The 20,665-nt window shown below is 71.2% G+C and carries 17 protein-coding genes; 7 read left to right on the plus strand and 10 right to left on the minus strand.

Going from position 1 to position 20,665, the window contains the following annotated elements:
* Nucleotides 1–2: 2 nt before the first annotated feature.
* Nucleotides 3–386 carry a YbaB/EbfC family nucleoid-associated protein gene (locus AC0NH5_RS05460; RefSeq protein WP_474400621.1) on the minus strand — a complete coding sequence of 128 codons (384 nt, stop codon included), beginning with the start codon at nt 384–386 and terminating at the stop codon, nt 3–5.
* A 153-nt stretch (nt 387–539) separates the two neighbouring features.
* Here AC0NH5_RS05460 and AC0NH5_RS05465 point away from each other — a divergent pair, with 153 nt between their 5' ends.
* On the plus strand, nt 540–1,850 hold the full coding sequence (locus AC0NH5_RS05465) for a S8 family serine peptidase (protein WP_474400623.1): 1,311 nt from the start codon (nt 540–542) through the stop codon (nt 1,848–1,850).
* Between the two features lie 211 nt (nt 1,851–2,061).
* Here the strand turns inward: AC0NH5_RS05465 and AC0NH5_RS05470 are convergent, their stop codons facing one another.
* Nucleotides 2,062–2,364 (minus strand): WXG100 family type VII secretion target, encoded by a 303-nt coding sequence (locus tag AC0NH5_RS05470; RefSeq protein WP_474400625.1) that lies wholly within the window; start codon nt 2,362–2,364, stop codon nt 2,062–2,064.
* A 46-nt stretch (nt 2,365–2,410) separates the two neighbouring features.
* The gene (locus AC0NH5_RS05475; RefSeq protein ID WP_474400626.1) at nt 2,411–2,728 is read right to left on the minus strand and encodes a WXG100 family type VII secretion target; all 318 of its coding nucleotides are present in this window, start codon (nt 2,726–2,728) and stop codon (nt 2,411–2,413) included.
* A 288-nt stretch (nt 2,729–3,016) separates the two neighbouring features.
* Between AC0NH5_RS05475 and AC0NH5_RS05480 the strand changes: the two genes are divergently transcribed.
* The 4 genes from AC0NH5_RS05480 (at nt 3,017) to AC0NH5_RS05495 (ending at nt 8,015) form a co-directional block, all read left to right on the plus strand.
* The gene (locus AC0NH5_RS05480) at nt 3,017–4,675 is read left to right on the plus strand and encodes a right-handed parallel beta-helix repeat-containing protein (protein WP_474400628.1); all 1,659 of its coding nucleotides are present in this window, start codon (nt 3,017–3,019) and stop codon (nt 4,673–4,675) included.
* A 111-nt stretch (nt 4,676–4,786) separates the two neighbouring features.
* Entirely contained in the window at nt 4,787–6,289 is a 1,503-nt protein-coding gene (gene eccE, locus AC0NH5_RS05485; protein WP_474400630.1) for a type VII secretion protein EccE, read from the plus strand.
* Nucleotides 6,290–6,320: 31 nt separating this feature from the next.
* Nucleotides 6,321–7,064 carry a hypothetical protein gene (locus tag AC0NH5_RS05490; protein ID WP_474400632.1) on the plus strand — a complete coding sequence of 248 codons (744 nt, stop codon included), beginning with the start codon at nt 6,321–6,323 and terminating at the stop codon, nt 7,062–7,064.
* 150 nt (nt 7,065–7,214) lie between these two features.
* On the plus strand, nt 7,215–8,015 hold the full coding sequence (locus tag AC0NH5_RS05495; RefSeq protein ID WP_474400634.1) for a patatin-like phospholipase family protein: 801 nt from the start codon (nt 7,215–7,217) through the stop codon (nt 8,013–8,015).
* A gap of 297 nt (nt 8,016–8,312) precedes the next feature.
* Here AC0NH5_RS05495 and AC0NH5_RS05500 read toward each other — a convergent pair whose 3' ends face one another.
* On the minus strand, nt 8,313–9,077 hold the full coding sequence (locus AC0NH5_RS05500; protein WP_474400635.1) for a LamG-like jellyroll fold domain-containing protein: 765 nt from the start codon (nt 9,075–9,077) through the stop codon (nt 8,313–8,315).
* A gap of 72 nt (nt 9,078–9,149) precedes the next feature.
* A complete protein-coding gene (locus tag AC0NH5_RS05505; RefSeq protein ID WP_474400636.1) occupies nt 9,150–10,775 on the minus strand; it encodes a M28 family metallopeptidase in 1,626 nt (541 codons plus the stop codon).
* Between the two features lie 117 nt (nt 10,776–10,892).
* Between AC0NH5_RS05505 and AC0NH5_RS05510 the strand changes: the two genes are divergently transcribed.
* Complete coding sequence (locus AC0NH5_RS05510; protein ID WP_474400638.1) at nt 10,893–12,731, plus strand: Xaa-Pro dipeptidyl-peptidase; 1,839 nt, start codon at nt 10,893–10,895, stop codon at nt 12,729–12,731.
* Nucleotides 12,732–12,740: 9 nt separating this feature from the next.
* On the plus strand, nt 12,741–13,520 hold the full coding sequence (locus AC0NH5_RS05515; protein WP_474400639.1) for an alpha/beta fold hydrolase: 780 nt from the start codon (nt 12,741–12,743) through the stop codon (nt 13,518–13,520).
* Nucleotides 13,521–13,571: 51 nt separating this feature from the next.
* Here the strand turns inward: AC0NH5_RS05515 and AC0NH5_RS05520 are convergent, their stop codons facing one another.
* The 5 genes from AC0NH5_RS05520 to AC0NH5_RS05540 are packed head-to-tail and all read right to left on the minus strand — an operon-like array spanning nt 13,572 to nt 20,618.
* On the minus strand, nt 13,572–14,519 hold the full coding sequence (locus AC0NH5_RS05520; protein WP_474400641.1) for a pectate lyase family protein: 948 nt from the start codon (nt 14,517–14,519) through the stop codon (nt 13,572–13,574).
* The gene (locus tag AC0NH5_RS05525) at nt 14,519–15,469 is read right to left on the minus strand and encodes a pectate lyase family protein (RefSeq protein ID WP_474400643.1); all 951 of its coding nucleotides are present in this window, start codon (nt 15,467–15,469) and stop codon (nt 14,519–14,521) included. The genes AC0NH5_RS05520 and AC0NH5_RS05525 overlap by 1 nt, the downstream gene beginning before the upstream one ends.
* 5 nt (nt 15,470–15,474) lie before the next feature.
* Nucleotides 15,475–16,476 (minus strand): pectate lyase family protein, encoded by a 1,002-nt coding sequence (locus AC0NH5_RS05530; protein WP_474400645.1) that lies wholly within the window; start codon nt 16,474–16,476, stop codon nt 15,475–15,477.
* Nucleotides 16,477–16,533: 57 nt separating this feature from the next.
* The gene (locus AC0NH5_RS05535) at nt 16,534–19,035 is read right to left on the minus strand and encodes a pectate lyase family protein (RefSeq protein WP_474400647.1); all 2,502 of its coding nucleotides are present in this window, start codon (nt 19,033–19,035) and stop codon (nt 16,534–16,536) included.
* Nucleotides 19,035–20,618 (minus strand): pectate lyase family protein, encoded by a 1,584-nt coding sequence (locus tag AC0NH5_RS05540; RefSeq protein WP_474400649.1) that lies wholly within the window; start codon nt 20,616–20,618, stop codon nt 19,035–19,037. Before AC0NH5_RS05540 ends, AC0NH5_RS05535 begins: the two co-directional genes overlap by 1 nt.
* Nucleotides 20,619–20,665: the final 47 nt, after the last annotated feature.

Consider the following 20,665-nt stretch of genomic DNA (forward strand, 5'->3'; position numbering starts at 1 on the left):
CCCTAGAAGTCGGTGATGTCGCGGCGGGCGGCGTACTTGTCGAGGTCGATGTTGGTGAACCGGTCGACGTCGAACTCACGCGGCAGGTACTTCTCGAGGATTGTACGAGAATCCTGCTCGACCTTGTCGACCGCGCGCTGATAGGCCTCGATGATCTGGCGGGCCAGCGCGCCGGCGTTGGGGGAGCGGTAGATCCGCGGGTCGAGGTCGAGCTGCACCAGGCGGCCCCGGGCGTCGACAGTGGTCACCACGAAGCCGTCTTCCGACTTCGTGCTGACGTTGAGCTCCTCGAGCTTGCGTTTCATCTCGGCGGCGTTGCCCAGCAGCTTGTGGGCGTCCTCCATCAACGACTCGAGACGCTGCCGGGATTCTGCGACCGGATCCATGTCTCCCCCGTTACCTCGGCTCCCCGTCGAGACGCGCGTACGCGTATCGCCATCCGACGATAGTCAATGTCGGCACGCGACGATGTCCCGCCCCGCGGCGAGGCGCCCGACAGTACTACCATCGCGGCGACCGGTACGGCAGAGGGAGGCGATGTGCGGCGCGGGATCTCGCTGCTCCGACGGCTGTCCGCCGTGTCGTTGGTGACGGCTCTCGGCGGCGCGCTCGTCCCGGGCGTCGCATCCGCGACACCGGAGGGAGTCCCTGCCGCCCTGCGGCCGCCGGCGAACCGGGACTGCGCCGACCCCGGCGAGCGGATCGCCGACCTGCCCTGGCACCAGAGCAGCCTGGACCCGCGGCAGGTGGCGCCGCTCGCGAGCGGTGAGGGCGTGACCGTCGCCGTGATCGACTCCGGGGTGGACAGCCGGCACCCGCAGCTCGCCGGCCGGGTCCGCCCGGGGCGGGACCTGCTGTTTCCCGGTGGCGGCGCGGGCGACTTCGACTGCATCGGGCACGGCACCGCGGTGGCCAGCATCATCGCCGGCGGCGGTGAGGAGGGCGTGGCCTTCCGCGGCTACGCGCCCCAGGTGAAGATCGTGCCGGTGGTCGTCAGCGAGAAGGGCGCCGAGGAGGGGCTGGGCGAGCCGGGCACCGCGGCCGGATTCGCGGAGGGGATCCGCTTCGCCGTCCGGGCCCGGGCCAAGGTGATCAACATCTCGCTGGTGCTGTACGACGACGTGCAGGTCGTGGAGAGCGCGATCAAGGAGGCCGTCGACGCCGGTGTGGTGGTCGTGGCCGCGGTCGGCAACATCGACCCGAAGGCTCCGCCGGGCCGCACGCCGTACCCGGCGGCCTACCCGGGCGTGATCGGGGTCGGCGCGGTGGACCAGAGCGGCGCGAAGGCCGGGGTGTCGCCGGTCGGGCCCTGGGTGGACCTGGTGGCGCCCGGTGACCAGGTGATCGCCGCGGCGCGCGCCTCGGGGTACGCGAGGTACACCGGCACCAGTTTCGCCGCGCCGTTCGTCAGCGCCGCTGCGGCGCTGGTTCTGTCCCGGGAGCCGGACCTGCCGGCCGACCAGGTCGCGAGGCGCCTGTTCGCCACGGCGGACCCCAGCCTGGGTGGCGCGCCGGTCCGGGTTCCGGCCAACGGCACGGGGTACGGCTTCGGCGTCGTCCAGCCGGTCCGCGCGGTCGTGGAGCGCCCGGTCGAGGAGAAGCCCGGCAAACCGCAGGCACTGAGCGCTTATGTGCCGCCGGAGACCGACCCGGTCCGGGCAGCTCAGGTGCGCTGGGCGCTGATCACGGCGCTGGTGGTGCTCGCCGTGGCGGCCGCCGCCGGGATGGCCGGCATCGCGATGCCCCGCGGTCGTCGCCGGGCCTGGCGACCGGGTCGTGCCCCGGCTCCGGCGCCGCGCACCCAGGCTGAGGGCAATCGCCGCCTCTTCGACGACCTGGACGACGACTGACGTCCCACCCCTGACCGCGGCACAGCCCTGGTCACAGCACGGCGCGCGGCCTTGCTCAGCATGCGCAAAATCCGCACAGCGCGCGGAAATCGCGGGAGGCGCGAAAACACGTCGGGCCCGCGGCCTGTCGTGAAGACGACATGCCACGGGCCCCGAGACGACGATCGCCGCTCGGCGGCGGCGATGTCGATGTGCGACCGAGGTCCGCCGATCAGCCCGGGAACATCTTGGCGGCGGCCGAGTCGGCCTCCTGCATGCGCGAGCCGGCGGAGCTGAGCGCTCCCTTGAGCCGCTCCAGCAACTGCACGATCTCCTTCGCGTTCTCCTGCCACTTGGTCTTCTGCGCCAGGTACGCCTGCTGCGAGTCGGCGGTCCAGTCGGTCTCCAGCGGGCGCAGCTTGCTCTCGATGTCGGCCAGCTCCGAGTTCATGAAGCTGACGAACGAGTTGATGTTGCCCGCGGCGTTCTCGATCGAGCCGTAGGTATAGGTAATGCCGCCGTAGCCGTCGCTCATTCTTGTCTCCTTGTGCTCTGCGGTCAGTGCCGGTGGTGGGGCTCGGTCAGGAGCCGCCGAGGGCGGACAGGATGCTCGAGACCTCGCGCTCGGCCTCTTCGTCCGCGTGGGCGAACTGGTGGCTCGAGCTCGTGATGCCGTTGGAGACGCTGTGCAGCGCATCGGTGATGTTGGTGAGCTTCTGCTGCATGGCGACCCTGGTCTGCTCGAACGCGGTGGCCGCCGAGCCCTTGAAGCCGGCCGGCAGCTCGTCGAGCTGGCCCATCAGCCGGGCGAGGCTCGCGGTGATGTTCTCCGCGGTCTGGTCCGCGTCCTTCGCTGCCGCCAGCAGCTGATCAGTTACCGCATTGACTTTGTCAGCCAAGGTCATCCACCCGTTTCGGTCGGTCTCCGGCTCGGCGCCGCGGCAACCGGCCGGAGTGATGGTCTTCTACCTTCAGGCATCGAACTTACCGGACACCGCAAAGCCCTGGGGACCCTCCGACCTCCACAGTGGTGAAGCGGGGATGACGAAGGCGGACCGCGGGCGGCGGCGGCCCCGCGGGGGACGGCGGGGAAGGCCCCGGGGCGAGTAGTCTGACGGCTCGCACCAAGGCCAGAGGCGGCCCTGTTGTAGTGTCGCCTGACGATTCCTCGACCCCCTCCCGGAGCCATGGCACGCACCGTTATCGTCTCGTCCGACCGCCCGGGTGCCGTCCCGACCGTTCGTGAGGCACTCGAGGTCACCGCCGACGGCGGGACCATCTCGCTCGCCCCCGGGGAATACCGGGAGGCGCTCGTCCTCCGTGGTCGCGACGTGACCCTGTCGGCCGCTGACGGCCCGGGCACCGTCGTGCTCAGCTCCGACTCTTCCGAGCCGGTGCTGCGGGTCGAGTCCGGCACGGTGTCGCTCGCCGACGTGACCGTGCGCGGGGGCTACGGCGCAGCCATCGCGGTGGACGGTGGCGAGATCCGGGTGACCGACTGCGAGCTGTCCGCTCAGTACGGGGTGGCCGTCCAGGTCGCCCAGGGCGCCCGGCTGGCGCTCGACGCCACGAAGATCACCGGCTCGCAGTACGGACTGTCCCTGGAGGGCTGCTCCGGCACCGTCAAGGGCTGCACCATCGAGGAGATCGGCGGCGACGGCATCATCGTCAGCCTCGGCGCCGACCCGGAGATCACCGACACCACGGTGCGCAACTGCGGCAACCGCGGCATCTACATCTACCAGTACGGCAAGCCCACCATCGCCAACTGCGAGGTGATCGGCACCCGCGGGATCGGCATCGCGATCGCGCACGGCAGCAGCCCGACGATCCGCGGCACGGCCGTCCGCGACACCGACGACTTCGGCATCTCGGCCGGCCCCGGCTGCGGCGGCGTGCTCGACGGCTGCAAGGTCGACTCGGCCGGCATGTCGATCGATCCGGAGGCCACTCTGGAGATCATCGAGGCCCCGGTGACCGCCCGCGTCGGTGTCGGCGCCGACAGCAGTGGTGGTGGCGCGGAGCAGGTCGAGCAGCTCCTCGCCGAGATGGACAGTCTGATCGGCCTGGCCGAGGTGAAGGCCGAGGTGCGCAGCCTGATCGACGAGATGCAGGTCAGCGAGTGGCGCCGGCTCGCCGGTCTGGGCAGCTCCAGCGTCAGCCGCCACCTGATCTTCGCCGGCGCCCCGGGTACAGGTAAGACCACCGTCGCCCGTCTCTACGGCAAGCTGCTGTTCGCGCTCGGCGTGCTGCCGAAGGACACCCTCAAGGAGGTGTCGCGCCGCGACCTCGTCGGGCAGTACATCGGTCACACCGCTGAGAAGACCGCGGGCGTCTTCAACGAGGCGCTCGGCGGCGTGCTCTTCATCGACGAGGCGTACACCCTGTCCCGCTCCGCCGGCGCCGGCGCGGACTTCGGCCAGGAGTCCATCGACATGCTGGTCAAGCTGATGGAGGACCACCGCGACGAGGTGGCCGTGATCGCCGCCGGCTACACCGCCGACATGCAGGACTTCCTGGCCGCCAACGCCGGTCTGGCGTCCCGGTTCACCCGGACCATCGAGTTCAACAGCTACTCCGCGGAGGAGCTGGGCGAGATCACCGTCCGGATCGCCGAGGCCGACTCGTACATGTTGTCGCCCGAGGTGCGCGGCGTGCTGGTGCAGCACTTCACCACCGTCGACCGCGGTCCCAACTTCGGTAACGCCCGCGAGGCCCGGACCCTGTTCGAGGGCGTCCGCAAGTTCCAGGCGCAGCGGCTGCGGGCGCTGGGCCGGATGCCGAGCATGGAGGATCTACGGACGATCGCGGTGCCGGACGTGCTGGCCGCGATTCAGGCGCGCTGACATGAGCTTCACGTCTCCGGTTTCGCGCCGCGTGCTGCCCGGAACCAGCGGCGCCGCTGTGCGGGACCGTGTGGACGAGGGCCGGAAAGGCATGCCCATGGAAGGCACCGCATGACCGCCCCGCAGGCGCCCGAGCCCGAGTGGCAGCGGCAGCAGGCGGCCGCGCGCGGCTCCGCCCGGGTTCCGGTGCCGCAGGCCGACCAGCAGGGCCAGGCGGTCCGCCGGCCGGACGCCCGAGCCCAGGTCCCCACGCAGTACGCGCCTCGCGTCGAGCAGCAGCGGGCCTACGCCGGCGCCGCGGCGAACACGGCCGGCGCCGAGGCGGCCCGGCAGGCCGCCCGCGCCGCCGCGGGCGCACGGGCAGCTGTCGCAGCCGCCGGCGTGGGTGCCGGCGCCGCCGGCGCCGCGACCGGTGCGCCCCGCGCGGCGTCGTCCTCGTCGGGCCCGCACGGCCCGGCCGGCGATCCGGCCGGATATGCCCGGCCGGAGACTCCGGGCGGCCGCCGGCTGGGCCTGGCCCAGGTGCTGTCCTGGCAGGTCGCCATCGTCGCGGTGCTGGTGACGTGGGGCCGCCACCCGGCGGTGACCGCGACCGCCGCCGTGGTGGCCGCGGGCTGCCTGGTGGTGACCGGCCTGCCGTTCCGCGGCGTGTGGCTCTATCAGTGGCTCGGCATGCGCCTGCGATATTCGTGGCGCACCCGCAAGCAGCCCGGTGCGGGCGCCCTCGACGATCCCCGGCTCGCCCTGCTGCGCCAGTTGCAGCCGTCGATGGTGCTCGGCGAGCTGCAGGTCGACGGTCAGGCGGTCGCGACGATCGCCCACCCCAGCGGCATCACCGCGGTGCTCGAGCTGGCGCCCGGCAACCACACCTTGTTCGGCGCGGAGTCCCGCCGGCTGCCCGACCTGGTGTCGCTGCTGCCGGTCGGCGAGCCCGACCTGCCGCCGGTGGTGGTGCAGTCGCTGATCCGGGCCGAGGCGGTCACCCCGTGGCCCGGAGCCGGCGCCGCCTTCGACTCGTACCGGCTGCTCACCGACGGTGAGGTGCCCGCCGAGCGGCAGGGCTGGCTCGCTGTCCAGGTGCGCCGGACCCCGGAGGCCTGTTACGACGAGAACCTGCGTCCCGCCCTGCTGAACGCGGTGCAGCGCGCCCGTCGCCGGCTGCGCCAGGACAAGCTGCCCAACCGCCTGCTCGGCCCGGAGGAGCTGCTGGTCGCCGCGGCCGCCCTGGCCCGCCTCGAACCGGGGGCGACCGGCGCGACCGCCGCCCGCGAGTCGTGGAGCCGGGTGACCACCGGCCGCGCCGTGCAGGCGTCCTTCCGGATCAGGCGCTGGCCCACCCAGCAGTGGACGATCGACCGGCTGCTCGGCAACATGCCGACGACCGCCACTGTGGCGGTCGCGGCGACCGGTGACCCGGTGCACGCCGGGGACAGCGGGAAGATCGCCATGGAGCTGGTGATCCGGCTCGCCGCCCCCGACCGGGTGACGCTGGACGCGGCCGGCAGACGACTGGCCGAGCTGATGCGTGCCATCGGTGGCGAGGTGGAGCGGCTGGACGGCCGGCAGGCGGCCGGTCTGGCGGCGACCCTGCCGTTCGGAGGCTTCCTGCTGTGACGGCAGCCGTTGCGAACGGAGGTTCCCCCCTGTGATCCGGTACCCGTCGGCGATCAGCAAGATCGCGCCGCACCTCGCCCCGGCGTCGGCGCTGGCCGATCTGACGCCCACCGTCGCCGGTGACGGCCTGATGGTCGGCCGCGACCGGGAGAGCCGCCCGGTCACCCTGCGCGTGCTGCGTCCCGAGCCGACCCGGCTGCTGCTGGTGGGCGGCCTGCCGATGGCCCAGCTGATGGTCTTCCGGCTGGTGGCGCTCGGCGTCCAGGTGATCGTCCAGTCGCTGCGCCCGCAGGAGTGGGCACCCTTCGTCCACCGCTCCGGCATCGGCCCGCAACTGCTCATCCCCGCGACACCCGGCGAGCCGATCCAGGTGGCCCCGGCCGGCCGCTCGCGCGCCGTGGTGATCGACGTCGGCCCGGTGACCGGCGACTATCTGCGCCCGGTGCCGCCCGACGTGCCCGCGCTGGTGGTGCGGCACGAGGTCACCGCGCTCGACTCCGACCTGCTGACCCGGGTGGACGCGGCGATCATGCAGCAGCTCACCCCGGCCGAGGCGGCGGTGGCCGCGCCCACCACCGGCCTGTCCGAGATCGAACAGTGGCTGACCCAGATCAGACCGTCGATGGTCGCGGTGCTGAGCCAGCGCACCGTCCGCTGGGTGATGCTCGGCCCCACCGAGGTCGAGTCCGGCGTGGTCGGCCCGATCGACCGGTTCGCCTACCCGGTCATGACGGCCCAGCACGTGCCCCCGCAGGCCGCCGGCCCGGTCCGCTGACCAGCGGGAACACCACGGTCGCCGCCGGGCCACCGCGGCCTTCCGGCTGTCCGCCGGGTATCGTCTCACTCCTGCCCGCCGGCCACCGGCCGGCGCAAGCCGATTCTTCTCACCCTTGTCTGGCGCACCGCGGAACCGCAGGGTGTGAGGGTGACTGACATCCGGATCGGGCTGGCTCTGGGCGGCGGCGCCGTGCGGGGCGCCGCGCACATCGGTGTCCTCGACGTTCTCGACCGCGCCGGCCTGCAACCCGCGATCATCACCGGGACCAGCGCCGGCGCCCTGGTCGGCGCGCTCTACGCGGCCGGCCGCAGCCCCGCCGAGATCGCCGGCCTGGCGCAGACGTTGCGCTGGGCACGGCTGATCCGCCCGGCCCGCACGCGCCGGGCGCTCTTCGAGACCGCCAAGCTCGCCGCGTTCCTCGACAACGCCCTCGGCGGGCTGACGTTCGACAAGCTCGAACGCTCGTTCGCGGCCGTGGCCTGCGACCTCACCACCGGCCGCGAGGTAGTCATGCGCGACGGCTCGGTCGGCAGCGCCGTGCTCGCCAGCGCCGCCATCCCCGGCGTCTTCCCGCCGGTCGACCGCGACGGCCACCTGCTGGTCGACGGCGGCCTGGTCAACATGGTTCCGGCCGCGCTCGCCCGCAGCCTCGGCGCCGACATCGTCGTGGCCGTCGACGTCTCCGGCCCGTTGCCGCGCCGCCCGCCCAGCACGCTGCTGCACATCATGGTCGCGGTCAGCACCCTGCAGCCGGGCGGTGCCGACACCCTCGCCGACGACGCCGATCTGGTCCTCACGCCCGAGGTGGACGAGTACGCCTTCTGGGAACTCTCCCGCATCCCCGAGTTCCAGCAGGCCGGCCACGACGCGGCCGAAAAGGCATTGCCGCTGCTCCAAGCTCTGACAGCGGCGGCCGCGGCCCGTCAGGACTGGCAGAAGACCCGTTAGGAGTACGACCTGTGCCCACTCCCGTGGCTGCCACGCGACGTCGCCGGCCACCCGGCCCCGTGCCGCGACCGCCGGGCTGAGCTGCCCACTCACCCAACCCCAAGGACCCCGTCGGCGCCACCCGCGACGCGGTGTGTGCCCGGCGCTGGGCGCGCTCGGCCGTGTGTGAAGTTGCGGCTCGATCCGCACCTCAACTTCACACAGTGGGTGGGCGCGGCCCGGGGTGGGCGCGGCCCGGGGCGGCTGCCAGGTCGCCTGGTCGCCGACGGGACGGTTTGGTTCGTACCAAAAGGGCAGTCAGCCGATGGTGATCCAGACGTCGTCGAGGAGGCCGTGGTACTGGTCGTTGTCGCCGTGGGCGCTCTTGCCGCCCAGGCTGAGCGGCCGATCGTTGGTGACCGAGAGGCCGGCCGGGATCCGGGTCGAGCCCTGCGGCACGCCGTCCACCAGGACGGTCAGCGTGGTGCGTTCGCGCCGGCATTCCAGCTCGTGCCAGCGGTCGTCGGCGACGGTGACGCGGGCCAGAGCCAGGTGGATGGCGGCCCCGGCGACGAGGGCGCAGCTGGGGTGGCCGGAGCGGCCGTCGATCTGCAGTTTGTACTGGCTGCCCTCGGTGGAGTAGCCCTTCTGCAGGACGTTCTGCCCGCTGGTGGTGAGGTTGGGGGCGAGCCGCACGGTGGCGCCGTAGCGCAGGTTGCGGGAGCCGGGGTTGAGAGCGGGCGTGCTACTGGCTCGCAGCACCAGGCGCGGGCAGGGGTTGCGCCGGCAGCGTTGCGGGAAGCGGACGGCCCGGCCGCCGTCGTGGCGGGCCCGGCTGAGCGTGGCGTTGTTGCCGAGCACCGGGCTGAGCGTGTGGCCCTTGCCGGAGGAGTCGGCCCAGGCCGTGTCGCCGGTTCCGTCGAAGCGGTAACGGGCGACGGTGACGCCCGGCGGGGGATCGGTGGCGGGCATCCAGACCGGCCGGTCGGCGCGGTGGGTGCGGACCGCGGTGCCGGCGGCGACCGCGCCGGCGACCGTGGTGGCGAGGAGCAGGAGCAGGCCCGTCGCGAGGAGGCGTTTCACACCCCGTCAACCGGAAGCCGGCGGCCGGGGCAACGGGCCGCGGGAGAACGCCCGCGACCCGTCGCCTTTCGGTCAGCTTTCCGGGTGGTGCGGGGCGTCGCCGCCGTCGGTGACGAAGGTGCCCTGCGGTCCGGCCGGGGCCGGCAGCCGGATCGGCTTGCCGGGGACCTTCTTGCCCTTCACGCCGTTCACCGACTCGGTCGAGTAGGCGAAGGTGAGCTGGGCGAACGCGATCAGATCGCTGTTGATCTCGAGCGCCTTCAGGTCCAGGTTGTCGATGTCGTCGCAGGCCTGGTGGTAGCACGGGTCGAAGGACTCGCCCGCGACACCACCCCAGATGGCCTGCTGCTCCTCGGTCTTGACGACCTCGGCGCCGGTGAAGAGGCCGCCGGACGGGATGCCGGCCTCGATGAACGCCTGGTAGTCGCTGCGGCCGGAGAACTCGGCGTCGTCGTACGGCTGCTTCTTCCAGGTGTAGTACGACTCGAAGAGGTCCTCGATCGCGGTCGAGCCCTCCGGCACCACGACCGGCGCCGGGAACGACGACTGGTCCGCGTCGTACACCTGGAAGATGTAGTTCGGCGAGCCCACCATGTCGTAGTTCAGGTAGAGCGCGATGCGGTCCTTCTCGGCCTGGGACAGCTCGGCGACGTACGCCGCGGAGCCGATCAGGCCCTCCTCCTCCGCGCCCCACCAGGCGAACCGGATGGTGTTCTGCGGCTTGACCTTGGCCAGCTGCAGCGCGGTCTCGAGGATCGCGGCCGAGCCGGAGCCGTTGTCGTTGATGCCCGCGCCGTCACCCACGCTGTCCAGGTGGGCGCCGGCCATCACCACGTTGTCCCGGTTCTTGCCGGGCAGCTCGGCGATCACGTTGACGTCGGTGCGCGTCTCGGAGGGGAGCACCCGCACGCGGGCGGTGGAGCCGGCCGCGGCCAGGGCGACACCGTTGGCGAAGCTGGCGCCGACGACCGGGATGGTGACGGTCGGGTTCTCGCCGAGGGTGCCGACGATCAGGCCCTCACGGGTCGGGTCGTTGCCCTGGTTGAACAGGACGACGGCCTCGGCGCCGGCCGCCTGGGCGTTCTGCGCCTTCACCACGAAGGTGCAGGAGTTGTCGGGCGGGCCACCACGCTGGATCAGCGCGATGTCGCTGGGCCCGCTGAAGTCGAGGCCGGTGAAGTCGGTGGCCTCGCAGCCGCTGGTGCTGGCGCGGTCGCCGGTCAGGTTCACGTCGACCGGGATGACCGGGCCGGTCACGTCGCCGGCCGGGCTGTTGGTGAAGGCGCCGGTCGGGTAGCTCGCGCTGGTCGGCGTGAGCTGCTGCAGCAGCGCCGGGAAGACGAAGTTGAACTCGAACTCGTCGAGGGTGACCCGGTAACCGGCCTTGCGGAGCAGACCGGCCACGTATTTCACGCTGTTCGCGTAGCCCTCGGTGCCCGCGGCCCGGGAGCCGGGGTAGAACTCGCCGTCGTTGCGGTCGGCGATCCGCTGGAATGCCTTCAGGTGGTTCAGCACGCCGTCGAGCGTCACGCACTTGAGCAGCTCTTCGTAGGTGTCGTTGGCCTGCTTGACGCACTTGGTGCCGTGGCTGCCGTGGCCGCCCTTGCCTCCGGCGGAGGCGGCGCTCGCCGAGGAGAGCACCAGGACCGCGGCCGTGGCTGCGGCAGCGACCAGGCGTAGCCGGGATGGCTTCTTCATCTATGGAATCTCCTGTCCAGTTCGAACACCGATGAACCTAGACGATCGCCACGGTCGATGCACCGGACGAACGGCCGGTGCCCCCAAACGATCGACGTCCGGCGATAGGGTGTGCCGATGCTTGCCGCTTCACTATCCGTGCTCGTCGCCCTCACCGGGGCGGTTGTGGCCACAGCCACGCCCTCCGGTGCGCAGGGCGTCCAGCCGGCCCAGGGCGCTCAGCCGATCCAGGGCACACAGCCGATCCACGACTACGCCTCCGCCATCCGCGAGCAGGTGTGGGTCCAGACCGAGACCGACAGCGACGCCGACGGCGTCCGCGATCGGGTCGCCGTGCGCATCATCCGGCCGGCCACCGACCGCAAGGTCCCGGTCATCTTCCAGCCCAGCCCGTATTACGCGGGCCTCAACGACGTCCCCAACCACGACGACATCGACCGTGACGGCTCGAGCGCGCTGCGGTCCGCGACCGGCGCCAACCGGGCGGAGACCATCACCTTCGCCGGCTATCTGGACAACTATTTCGTCCCGCGCGGCTACGCGGTGGTCTTCGCCGACAGCCTGGGCAGCGGCGGGTCCGACGGCTGCCCGACCTCGGGCGGGCGCAACGAGACGCTCGGCATGAAGGCCGTCGTCGACTGGCTGAACGGCCGGGCGAAGGGCTACGACGCGGCCGGCGCGCCGATCGGGGCCGGCTGGTCCACCGGGCGGACCGGCATGATCGGCGTGTCGTACAACGGGACGCTTCCGAACGCGGTCGCCGCCACCGGTGTGCGCGGCCTGGAGACCATCGTGCCGATCGCCGCGATCTCCAGTTGGTACGACTACTACCGCGCCAACGGCGGGGTGGTGGCGCCCGGCGGCTTCCAGGGTGAGGACACCGACGTGCTGGCCAAGGCGGTGCTGACCCGGGAGAACCCCGAGGTCTGCGCCGATGTGATGGCCGCTCTGGAACGCGACCAGGACCGGGAGACCGGCGACTACAGCCGGTATTGGGCGGAGCGTGACTATCTGCGCGACGCGCACAAAGTGCGGGCCAGCGTCCTGCTGGTGCACGGGCTGCACGACTTCAACGTGCGGACCGGGCAGGCGGGGCAGTGGTGGGATGCCCTGGCGAAGAACCGGGTGCCGCGCAAGATCTGGCTGCACCAGGCCGGCCACACCGACCCGTTCAACATCCGCCGGCAGGAGTGGCTGACCACGCTGAACCGGTGGTTCGACTTCTGGCTCTACAAGATCGACACGGGGATCATGAAGGACCCGATCGCCGACGTCGAGGTCGCACCCAACCAGTGGCAGACCTCGCGCGACTGGCCGCTCCCGGCGTCGCGGCAGACGACGCTGAGGCTGGGCGAGGGCACGCTGGGCGGGAAGCCGTCGTTCGGGCGGCAGACGTTCGTGGACGACACCGCCCGGACCGCCGAGAACCTCGCGGCGAACGAGACGGCCGCTGACCCGAACCGGCTGGCATATCTCTCGGAGACGCTGACCAGGGACGTCCGGCTCTCCGGGACTCCCGAGGTGACGGTGCGTGCCGACCTGACCGGCGACTCGCCGTACCTGACCGCGTTGCTCGTCGACTACGGCACCGCGGACCGGTTCGCCGGGACCAGGACGCTGCCGGTGCAGGACTGCATCGGGCCGGGCATCGAGGGAGATCCGGGCTGTTTCAACCGCCGGGAGTACGTGACGGCGTCCACCCCGTTCGAGATCGTCACCCGCGGCTGGATCGACGTCCGCAACCGGTTCTCGCCGGCGGTGACCACGCCGATCCGGGACGGCAAGGCATACACGTTCCGGTGGGACCTGCAGTCGACCGACCACGTGTTCAAGGCCGGTCACCGGCTCGGGCTGGTGCTCATCTCGACCGATCGCGACCACACGCTGCGCTACCCGGCGGGCACCGTGGTCGGGGTCCAGCCCGGCGCCTCCCAGCTGAAGGTGCGCCTGAGCTAAGTTCGGGTCGTGCACATCGAGCGGCCCGGCGCCACCCTGGGAATCCATGGGTTCGGCGACGGGCCGCCGCTGGGATACTCGCACGGCCTCTGGTTCAGTCCGGCGGTCGAGGACTCCATCGGGGTCCTCGACTGGTCCGGGCTCGCACGGTCGCGGCGGATCGTGCGGCACGACCAGCGGGCCCACGGCTCGTCCACCGGCGCGCCGGACCCGGCGTCGTACGCCTGGCCCGCCCTGGCCGACGACCTGCTCGCGGTCGCGGACCACGTGGCCGGCGGGCCGGAGCCGGTGGACTGGGCCGGGTCGTCGATGGGCGCGGCGAGCCTGCTCTGGGCGGCGGTGAAGCGGCCCGCCCGGTTCCGCCGGCTGGTCCTGATGATTCCGCCGACGGTCCGCGACGGCCGGTCCGCCACAGCCCGCACCTATGCGGCCGCGGCCGAGGTGGTCGAGCAGCGGGGCAAGGAGTTCTGGCTTCGCGCGGTGCGGTGCTTCGCGCCGCCGCCGATCTTCGCCGGCGTGCCGACCTGGGTGTTCGACGCCGATGTGCCGGAGAAGCTGATGCCCTCGGTGATGCGTGGCGCCGCCGCCAGCGACCTGCCGGGGGACGCGGCGCTGCGCGGAGTCTCGCATCGGGCGCTGATCCTGGCCTGGGAGACCGACCCGGTGCACCCGGTGTCGAGCGCCCGCCTGCTGGCGGCGACCCTGCCGAACGCCCGGCTGCACATCTCGGCCACCGTCGACGACGTCCGGACCTGGCCGTCCCGCATCGACGAGTTCCTGAGCGCCTGACGCCGGATGCGGCCCGGCGACAACTCGCCGGGCCGCACCGAACACCTCGGGTCAGATCTTCCCCGCGCCCGCCCCGGCCTGCACGATCGCCGGCACGTTCGCCGCCGGGTCGAGGGTGTACGAGTAGTAGGTGCGCGGCTCGGCCACGGAGCCACCCGCCTCGCACGGTCCCGACCCGCTGAACACGTTGCTCCGCTGCACCAGACGGCCCGGCCCGCTGTCCGCGTACCCGCTGGTGGAGAAGCAGGGGAACGGCACTGCGCTGAAGTTGTTGCCCTCCACCACGACGCCGGCGTTCTGGGTCGACGCGACGCCGTAGAGCTCGTTGCTCCGGAACCAGTTGTTGTAGACGTGCACCGGCTCGCCGAACCGGACCCGGGGATGCCGCTGCCGGGATCCGTCGAACCAGTTGTGGTGGATGCTCACCTTCAGATGCCCGATGTCGGTGGACGACGCCCCGTCGGAGTGGCCGATCAGCATGCTCTTGTCGGTTCCGGCGAAGTGGTTCCAGGAGACCGTCACGTAGTCCGCCCCACGGACCACGTCGATCGAGCCGTCCACCGGCCGGCGGAAGGTGTTGTGGTCGATCCAGATGTGGTGCGACTGCTGACCGACGTTGATCGCGTCGTCCTCGGCGTCGACGAAGGTCAGGTTCCGGACGATCACGTTGAACGAGCGGTAGAAGTCGAACCCGCCGCCGGAGATCGTCGGGTTGGCGCCGATCCCGATGATCGTCTTGTTCGGCCGGACCCCCTGTTTGCTGGTGATCTCGATGGTTCCGGAGACCTGGATGACCATCGACCCCACGGTGTCGATCGCGTCGAGCAGCTCGTCGGTGGTGTCGACGGTGACCGTCGGGCCGCCCACCCCGCCCGTGGTGGTGGTCATGCCGAGCGCGGGCACCGAGGCGAAGCCGTCCGGCGCTGACGGGGCCGCGGCGGCCGGCGCCGCGACGAACAGGCTCGAGGCGACCAGGGCGGTTGCGAGGAGGATCCGCATCAGATCCTCCCCACGCCCGCGCCGGCGGTCACCAGGGACGGCACCGACGACGCCGGGTCCAGCGTGTACGAGTAGTAGGTCCGCGGCTCGGCCACAGTGCCGCCGGCCTCACACACGCCCGAGTTCACGAACGCGTTCAGCCGCTGGACCAGCCGGCCCGGGTTGCTCTCGGCGTAACCGCTCGTCGAGTGGCACGGCTCGGCCACGTTCTCGAAGTAGTTGCCCTCCACCACCACGCCGGCGTTCTCGGTGGACGCGACACCGTAGGAACCGACGTTGTCGTAGTAGTTGTTGTAGACGTGCACCGGCTCGCCGAACCGCACCCGCGGGTGCCGCTGGTTGGATCCGTCGAACCAGTTGTGGTGGTAGCTGACCCGCAGGTAGCCGATGTCGTCGCGGTAGTTGTCGGAGTGCCCCAGCAGCATCGTCTTGTCGGTGCCGCGGAAGACGTTCCAGGAGACCGTGACCTGCGTCGACCTGCGTTTGATGTCCAGCGAGCCGTCATAGCCGGGCCCGAACTCGTTGTGGTCGATCCAGACGTGGTGGGCGCCGTTGGTGACGCTGATCGAGTCGTCGTCGGCGTCGGTGAACGTGATGTTGCGGATGATCACGTTGTTGCCGGGCCGGGTGGTGGTACCCAGTTGCAGCCCGCCACCGGTGAGTTCGGCGTTCGAGCCGACGCCCAGGATGCTCTTGTTGGCGACCACGGTGACCATGCTGCTGATCGAGATCCGCCCGGACACCAGGATGGTGTACGGCGTGTTCGCCCCGGCGTAGCGGGCCAGGTCGGCGGCGGTGGTGACGGTGACGGTCGGTCCGGCGGCGCCGCCGGTCGTGCCGGTGGCGAATCCGTCCGCGACGGCCGACGGCGCCGCGACGGCGGCCTGGGGGATGCCGAGCAGAGCCGCCGCGACGAGCGCCGCGACACCGGCGGGCAGGAACTTACGCATGCTGGTCACACCTTTCCTACGCCGGCGCCGGCCGGCACGATCGTGGGCACGGACGAGGCCGGGTCCGCGGTGTACGCGTAGAACGTCCGCGGATCGGCCACGGTCCCGCGCGTCTCGATGGCGTGGTTGCAGTCGACGAGGATGTTGTCGCGCTGCACCATCCGCCCGAGCGGCCCGCTGAAGTCCACCCGCCCGGGGTTGTTGACGCTGACGAAGTAGTTGCCCTCGGCGAACACGCCGGAGTCGTTGGTCGACGCGATCCCGTAGCTGTTGTCCAGGTAGTAGTTGTTGTAGACGTGCACGATCGGCGCGAAACGCACCCGCGGGTTGCGCTGGTCCGAGCCGTCGAAGAAGTTGTGGTGATAGGTGACGCGCAGCCGGCCCGCGTCCTGGGCGCCGTTGTCGTCGTCGTGGCCCAGCAGCAGCGTCTTGTCGTGGTCGTGGAACCTGTTCCAGGAGACCGTGACCAGGTCGGAGCCACGCTTGATGTCGACCGCGCCGTCGTCGCCGTCGGAAAAGTCGTTGTGGTCGATCCAGATGTGGTGGCTGAACATCTGCACGTTGATCAGGTCGTCCGAGGCGCCGGAGAACCGCAGGTTGCGGATGATCACGTTGTGCACCGCGCCGGCCGGGGGACTGGTCGCCGAGGAGACCGGCAGGCCGATGTTCAGCCCGCCGCCGACGAGCGCGGCGGTCGATCCCAGTCCGACGATCGTCTTGTTCGACGACACCGGGTGCATGCCGTCGTTGGTCCCGCGCGGCAGCGTGATGGTGCCGGAGACCTGAATGACGTACGGCCCGGGCCGCGCGATGTGGTCGAGGAAGGCGGCTGCCGTGGTCACCGTGACGGTGGGCCCGCCGGCCCCACCGGTCGTGGTGGCCAGGCCGTACCCGGCGACGGTGGCGAAGCCGTCCGGCCCGCCGGGCGCGGCCTGCGCCGGAAGGCCGGTGACGGCGGGCGCGACGACGGCGCCCGCCGCGGCCGCGAGGAACGTTCTGCGGTGCATGAGGGGATTTCCTTCCGTGGCGGGCGGGGCGGCGCCGGGCCGCCCCGCCCGGGGGTGTCAGACGGTGATGCGGCCGGCGCCGGCGCCGGCGGTCACGCTCGCCTTGACGCCGGCGGCGGCGTCACGGGCGTACTCGTAGGGGATGGCGGCCACGTCGCCGGCGCTCTCCGGGGTGCCGGAGTTGACGAAGACGTTGTCGCGCTGCACCAGGTCGCCCGGGTCCGATTCGGCGTAGCCGACGGCGGTGGGCCGGGTGACGTTCTCGAAGTAGTTGCTCTCCACCAGCACGCCGGCGCCCATGGTCGAGGCGACGCCGTAGTCCGCGCCGTTGTAGTAGTTGTTGAACACGTGCACCGGGTCGCCGAAGCGGACCCGCGGGTGCCGCTCCTTGCTGCCGTCGAACCAGTTGTGGTGGTACGTGACGCGCAGGTGCCCACGGTCGGCGGTGTGCCCGTCGTCGTGGCCGAGCAGCATGCTCTTGGTGTGGTTGGTGACCCGGTTCCACGACACCGTGACGAAGTCGGACTCGCGCTTGATGTCGAGCGCACCGTCGTACCCGCCGTCGAAGGTGTTGTGGTCGAGCCACACGTTGGTCGAGCCCTGCACGTTGATCGCGTCGTCGTCCCAGCCGCGGAAGGTCAGGTTGCGCACGATGACGTTGCGGGCGCTGCTGATGTTCAGGCCGTTGTCCAGGACCGCGCCCTCACCGAGCACCGTCTTGTTGGACCGGACGTCGTTCATCTTGTCCGGCATGGTCACCGTCCCGCGCACCCGGATGACCAGCGGTGCGGAGGACTCCAGCGCGTCCGCCAGGGCCTGGCCGTCGCTGACCGTGACGGTCTGCCCGCCGGCGCCGCCGGTGGTCCCGCCGTTCTGGGTGGCCCAGCCGATCAGGCCGGTGGGCGGCTGCGGAACCGGCGTGGTCGTCGTCGGGTCCGGCGTCGGGGTCGTCGTGGTCGGGTCCGGGGTCGGGGCGCCGATCCGGCCGGCGCCGGCCTGTGCGGTGACCGTGGCCTTGACCTGGGCGCACGGCTGAAGGGTGTACGCGTACGACACCGGGCTGACGCTGCCGCCGGTCTGGCCCGTGCCCGAGTTGACGAAGCAGTTGTCCCGGGCCACCAGCCGCCCGTCACCGGACGAACCCTCACCGAGGTGGTACGGGTCGTCGACGTTCTCGAACGAGTTGCCCTCGACGATCACTCCGGCGTCCTCGGTGGAGGCGACGCCGTAGTTGCCGGTGTCGTTGTAGTAGTTGTTGTAGACGTGCACCTGGTCGCCGAAGCGCACCCGCGGGTTGCGCTGGTTGGTGCTGTCGAACCAGTTGTGGTGGTACGACACCTTCAGCCGGCCGACGTCCTGCGCGGCGTTGCTGTCGTCGTGGCCGAGCAGCATGTTCTTGTCGGTACCGTCGGCGTGGTTGTACGAGATGGTCACGTACGACGAGCCACGCTTGACGTCCACGCCGCCGTCCGAGCCGGTGGTCCAGGTGTTGTGGTCGATCCAGATGTGGTGGCTGAACATCTGCACGTTGATCGCGTCGTCCGGCCAGCCGCTGAACCGCAGGTTACGGATGATCACGTTGTGCACCGCGTTGGCCGGCGGTGAGGTGATCGCGTTGTCGATCGGCAGGCCGATGTTGAGACCACCACCGGTGATCGTCGCGCCCGAGCCGGTTCCGATGATCGTCTTGTCCGAGCTGACGTCGTGCATCGGCCCGGGCAGCGAGATCGTGCCCTGCACCTGCACCACGAGGGGCCCGGGCCGGGCGATCGCCTCGGTGAAGGCGGCGGCGGTGCTGACCGTGACGGTCGGTCCACCGGCCCCACCCGAGGTGCCGTTCTGGCCCCAGGCGTTCACCGAGGCCCAGCCGTCGGCGGCGTTCGGCTGCGGCGGCGGGTCCGACGGCGGCGGGCTGGACGGCGGGCCCGAGCTGGCCGAGCCGGACGGATCCGGGCCGGGTCCCGTGCTCACCTGCACGTCGTCGAAGTTCGCGCTGGTGTAGAACGTGGCGACGCCCACCCGCCCGCTGCTCCACCGGGTGTCCGAGGCTTCGGTGAGCAGCGCGCCGTTGACCGAGCCGCGCAGCGCCGATCCGCTGACCTCCAGCCGCAGCGTGTACCAGCTGCCGGCCGTCACCGGGACCGGCGCGGTGTCCAGCGTGGTCGCCGATCCGCCGTCGAGGCGCTTGAGCTCCACGGTGTTGTTGGACCGCAGCGCCAGGTAGTAGTAGCTGGTGCTGCTCTGCACCCGGGCCAGCACCGCGGCGAAGCGGTTGCTGCCGCTGAACGCGGTCGGCTTCACCCGCGCCTGCACGGCATAGTCGGTCCAGCTCGAGGTGCCGGCCAGTGCCCGGGCGTCACTGCTGGTCCCGCTCTGCCGCAGGACACGCGAGCCGTCGGTGGCCACCGACCAGGTGCCTCCGTTGGTGCTCCAGCCGCTGGAGTTACCGTCTTCGAAGTCGTCGTTGAACAGGGTGGCGGCCTGCGCCCCCGTGGTGGTCATGGCCAGTGCCACCGTGACGGCGGCGGTGCCGGCCACGACCAGAGCCCGTCTGAACATCAGAACACTCCCGCGTTCGCTGTGACGATGGACTTGATCGAGTTCGGGTCGTCGAGCGTGTAGCTGTAGTAGGTCGACGGCTCCTGCACGGTGCCGCTGCAGTCCGGCGCCCCCGACTCACCCACGAAGACGTTGTTGCGGGCCACACAGCGGCCGGCCGGTCCGGCGTACGTGTTGGTGACGGGCTCCTCGACGTCCTCGAAGTAGTTGCCCTCCACCACGCAGCCGGCGTTGTTCTGGCAGGCCACGCCGGTGTCGGTGTTGTAGACGAAGTAGTTGTTGTAGACGTGCACCGGCTCGCCGAACCGGACCCGCGGGTTGCGCTGCGGCGTCCTGTCGAACCAGTTGTGGTGGTACGACACCTTCAGCCGCCCGGTGTCCTGCGCCCCGTTGGCGTCGTCGTGCCCGAGCAGCATGTTCTTCGTGTGGTGGTGGGTGTGGTTCCACGAGACCGTGATGTACGACGAGCCCCGCTTCACGTCGATCAGGCCGTCGTAGCCCTGTGCCAGGTCGTTGTGGTCGATCCACACGTGGTGCGAGAACATCTGCACGTTGATCGAGTCGTCGCTGGCGTTGCGGAACGTCAGGTTCTGGATGATCACGTTGCGCACCGCGTCGGCCGGCGGGCTGGTGACCGAGGAGACCGGCAGCCCGATGTTGAAGCCGCCGCCGGTGATCCCGGCCGTGGAGCCAACCCCGATGATCGACTTGTTGCTGGTCACGTCGTACATGCCGGCGGGCAGGGTGATGGTCCCGTTGACGCAGATGGTGAGCGGCCCGACACGCGCGATCGCGGAGAGCAGCTCGGCGGCGGTGTCCACGTCGACCACCGGTCCACCAGCGCCCCCCGTTGTGCCGTTCTGCCCCCACGCGTTCACCGAGGCGAAGCCGGTGGGTGCGCCGGTGACCCGGCACTCGCCCGGCTGCGGGGGAGGAGTGCTGGTGGGCGGCGTCGACGAACCGCTGGGGCTCGGCGTCACCGCGGTGTCCACCAGCACGTCGTCATAGGTGGCGCTGGCATATCCGGTGACCAGGCCGATCCGCCCGCCGCGGAACGTGCTGTCGGTGGCCTGGACGACCTGGGCGCCGTCCACGAAACCGGTCAGCGTGGAGCCGCGCACGCTGAGCGCCAGCCCGCGCCAGGTGCCGGTGCCGACCGCAGCGGTGCCGAGGACGGTCGCCGTGCCGCCGGAGACCCGCTGCAACTGGGCCGTGCCGCCGCCGGTCAGGACGAGCGCGTAGTACTGACTGCTCGACTGGGCGCGCGCCGCGATGCCCACGGTGCGGTCCGCTGCCGCGAACGAGATCGGCCGCACCCGGGCCTGCACGGTGTAGTCGGTCCACGCCGTGCTGCCGGCCAGCGCCCGGGCGTTCGCGCTGGTGCTGGCCTGCCGGTACGCCGGTGAGCCGTCGCTGACCACCGACCACGTGCCACCGTTGCGCGACCAGCCGTCGGCGTTGCCGTCGTCGAAGTCGTCCGAGTAGAGCGTCTCGGCGAAGGCTGGGCCGCTCGCCATCACGCCGACCAGCAATGCCGACGCCGACATCGCCATGGCCGCCATGATCAATCGGGTTGGTCTCATGCGCGGAACCTCCGGGAATTGTCCGCCGTAATGTCCCCGAAACAAGG

Source organism: Actinoplanes sp. 13 (assembly GCF_056134165.1).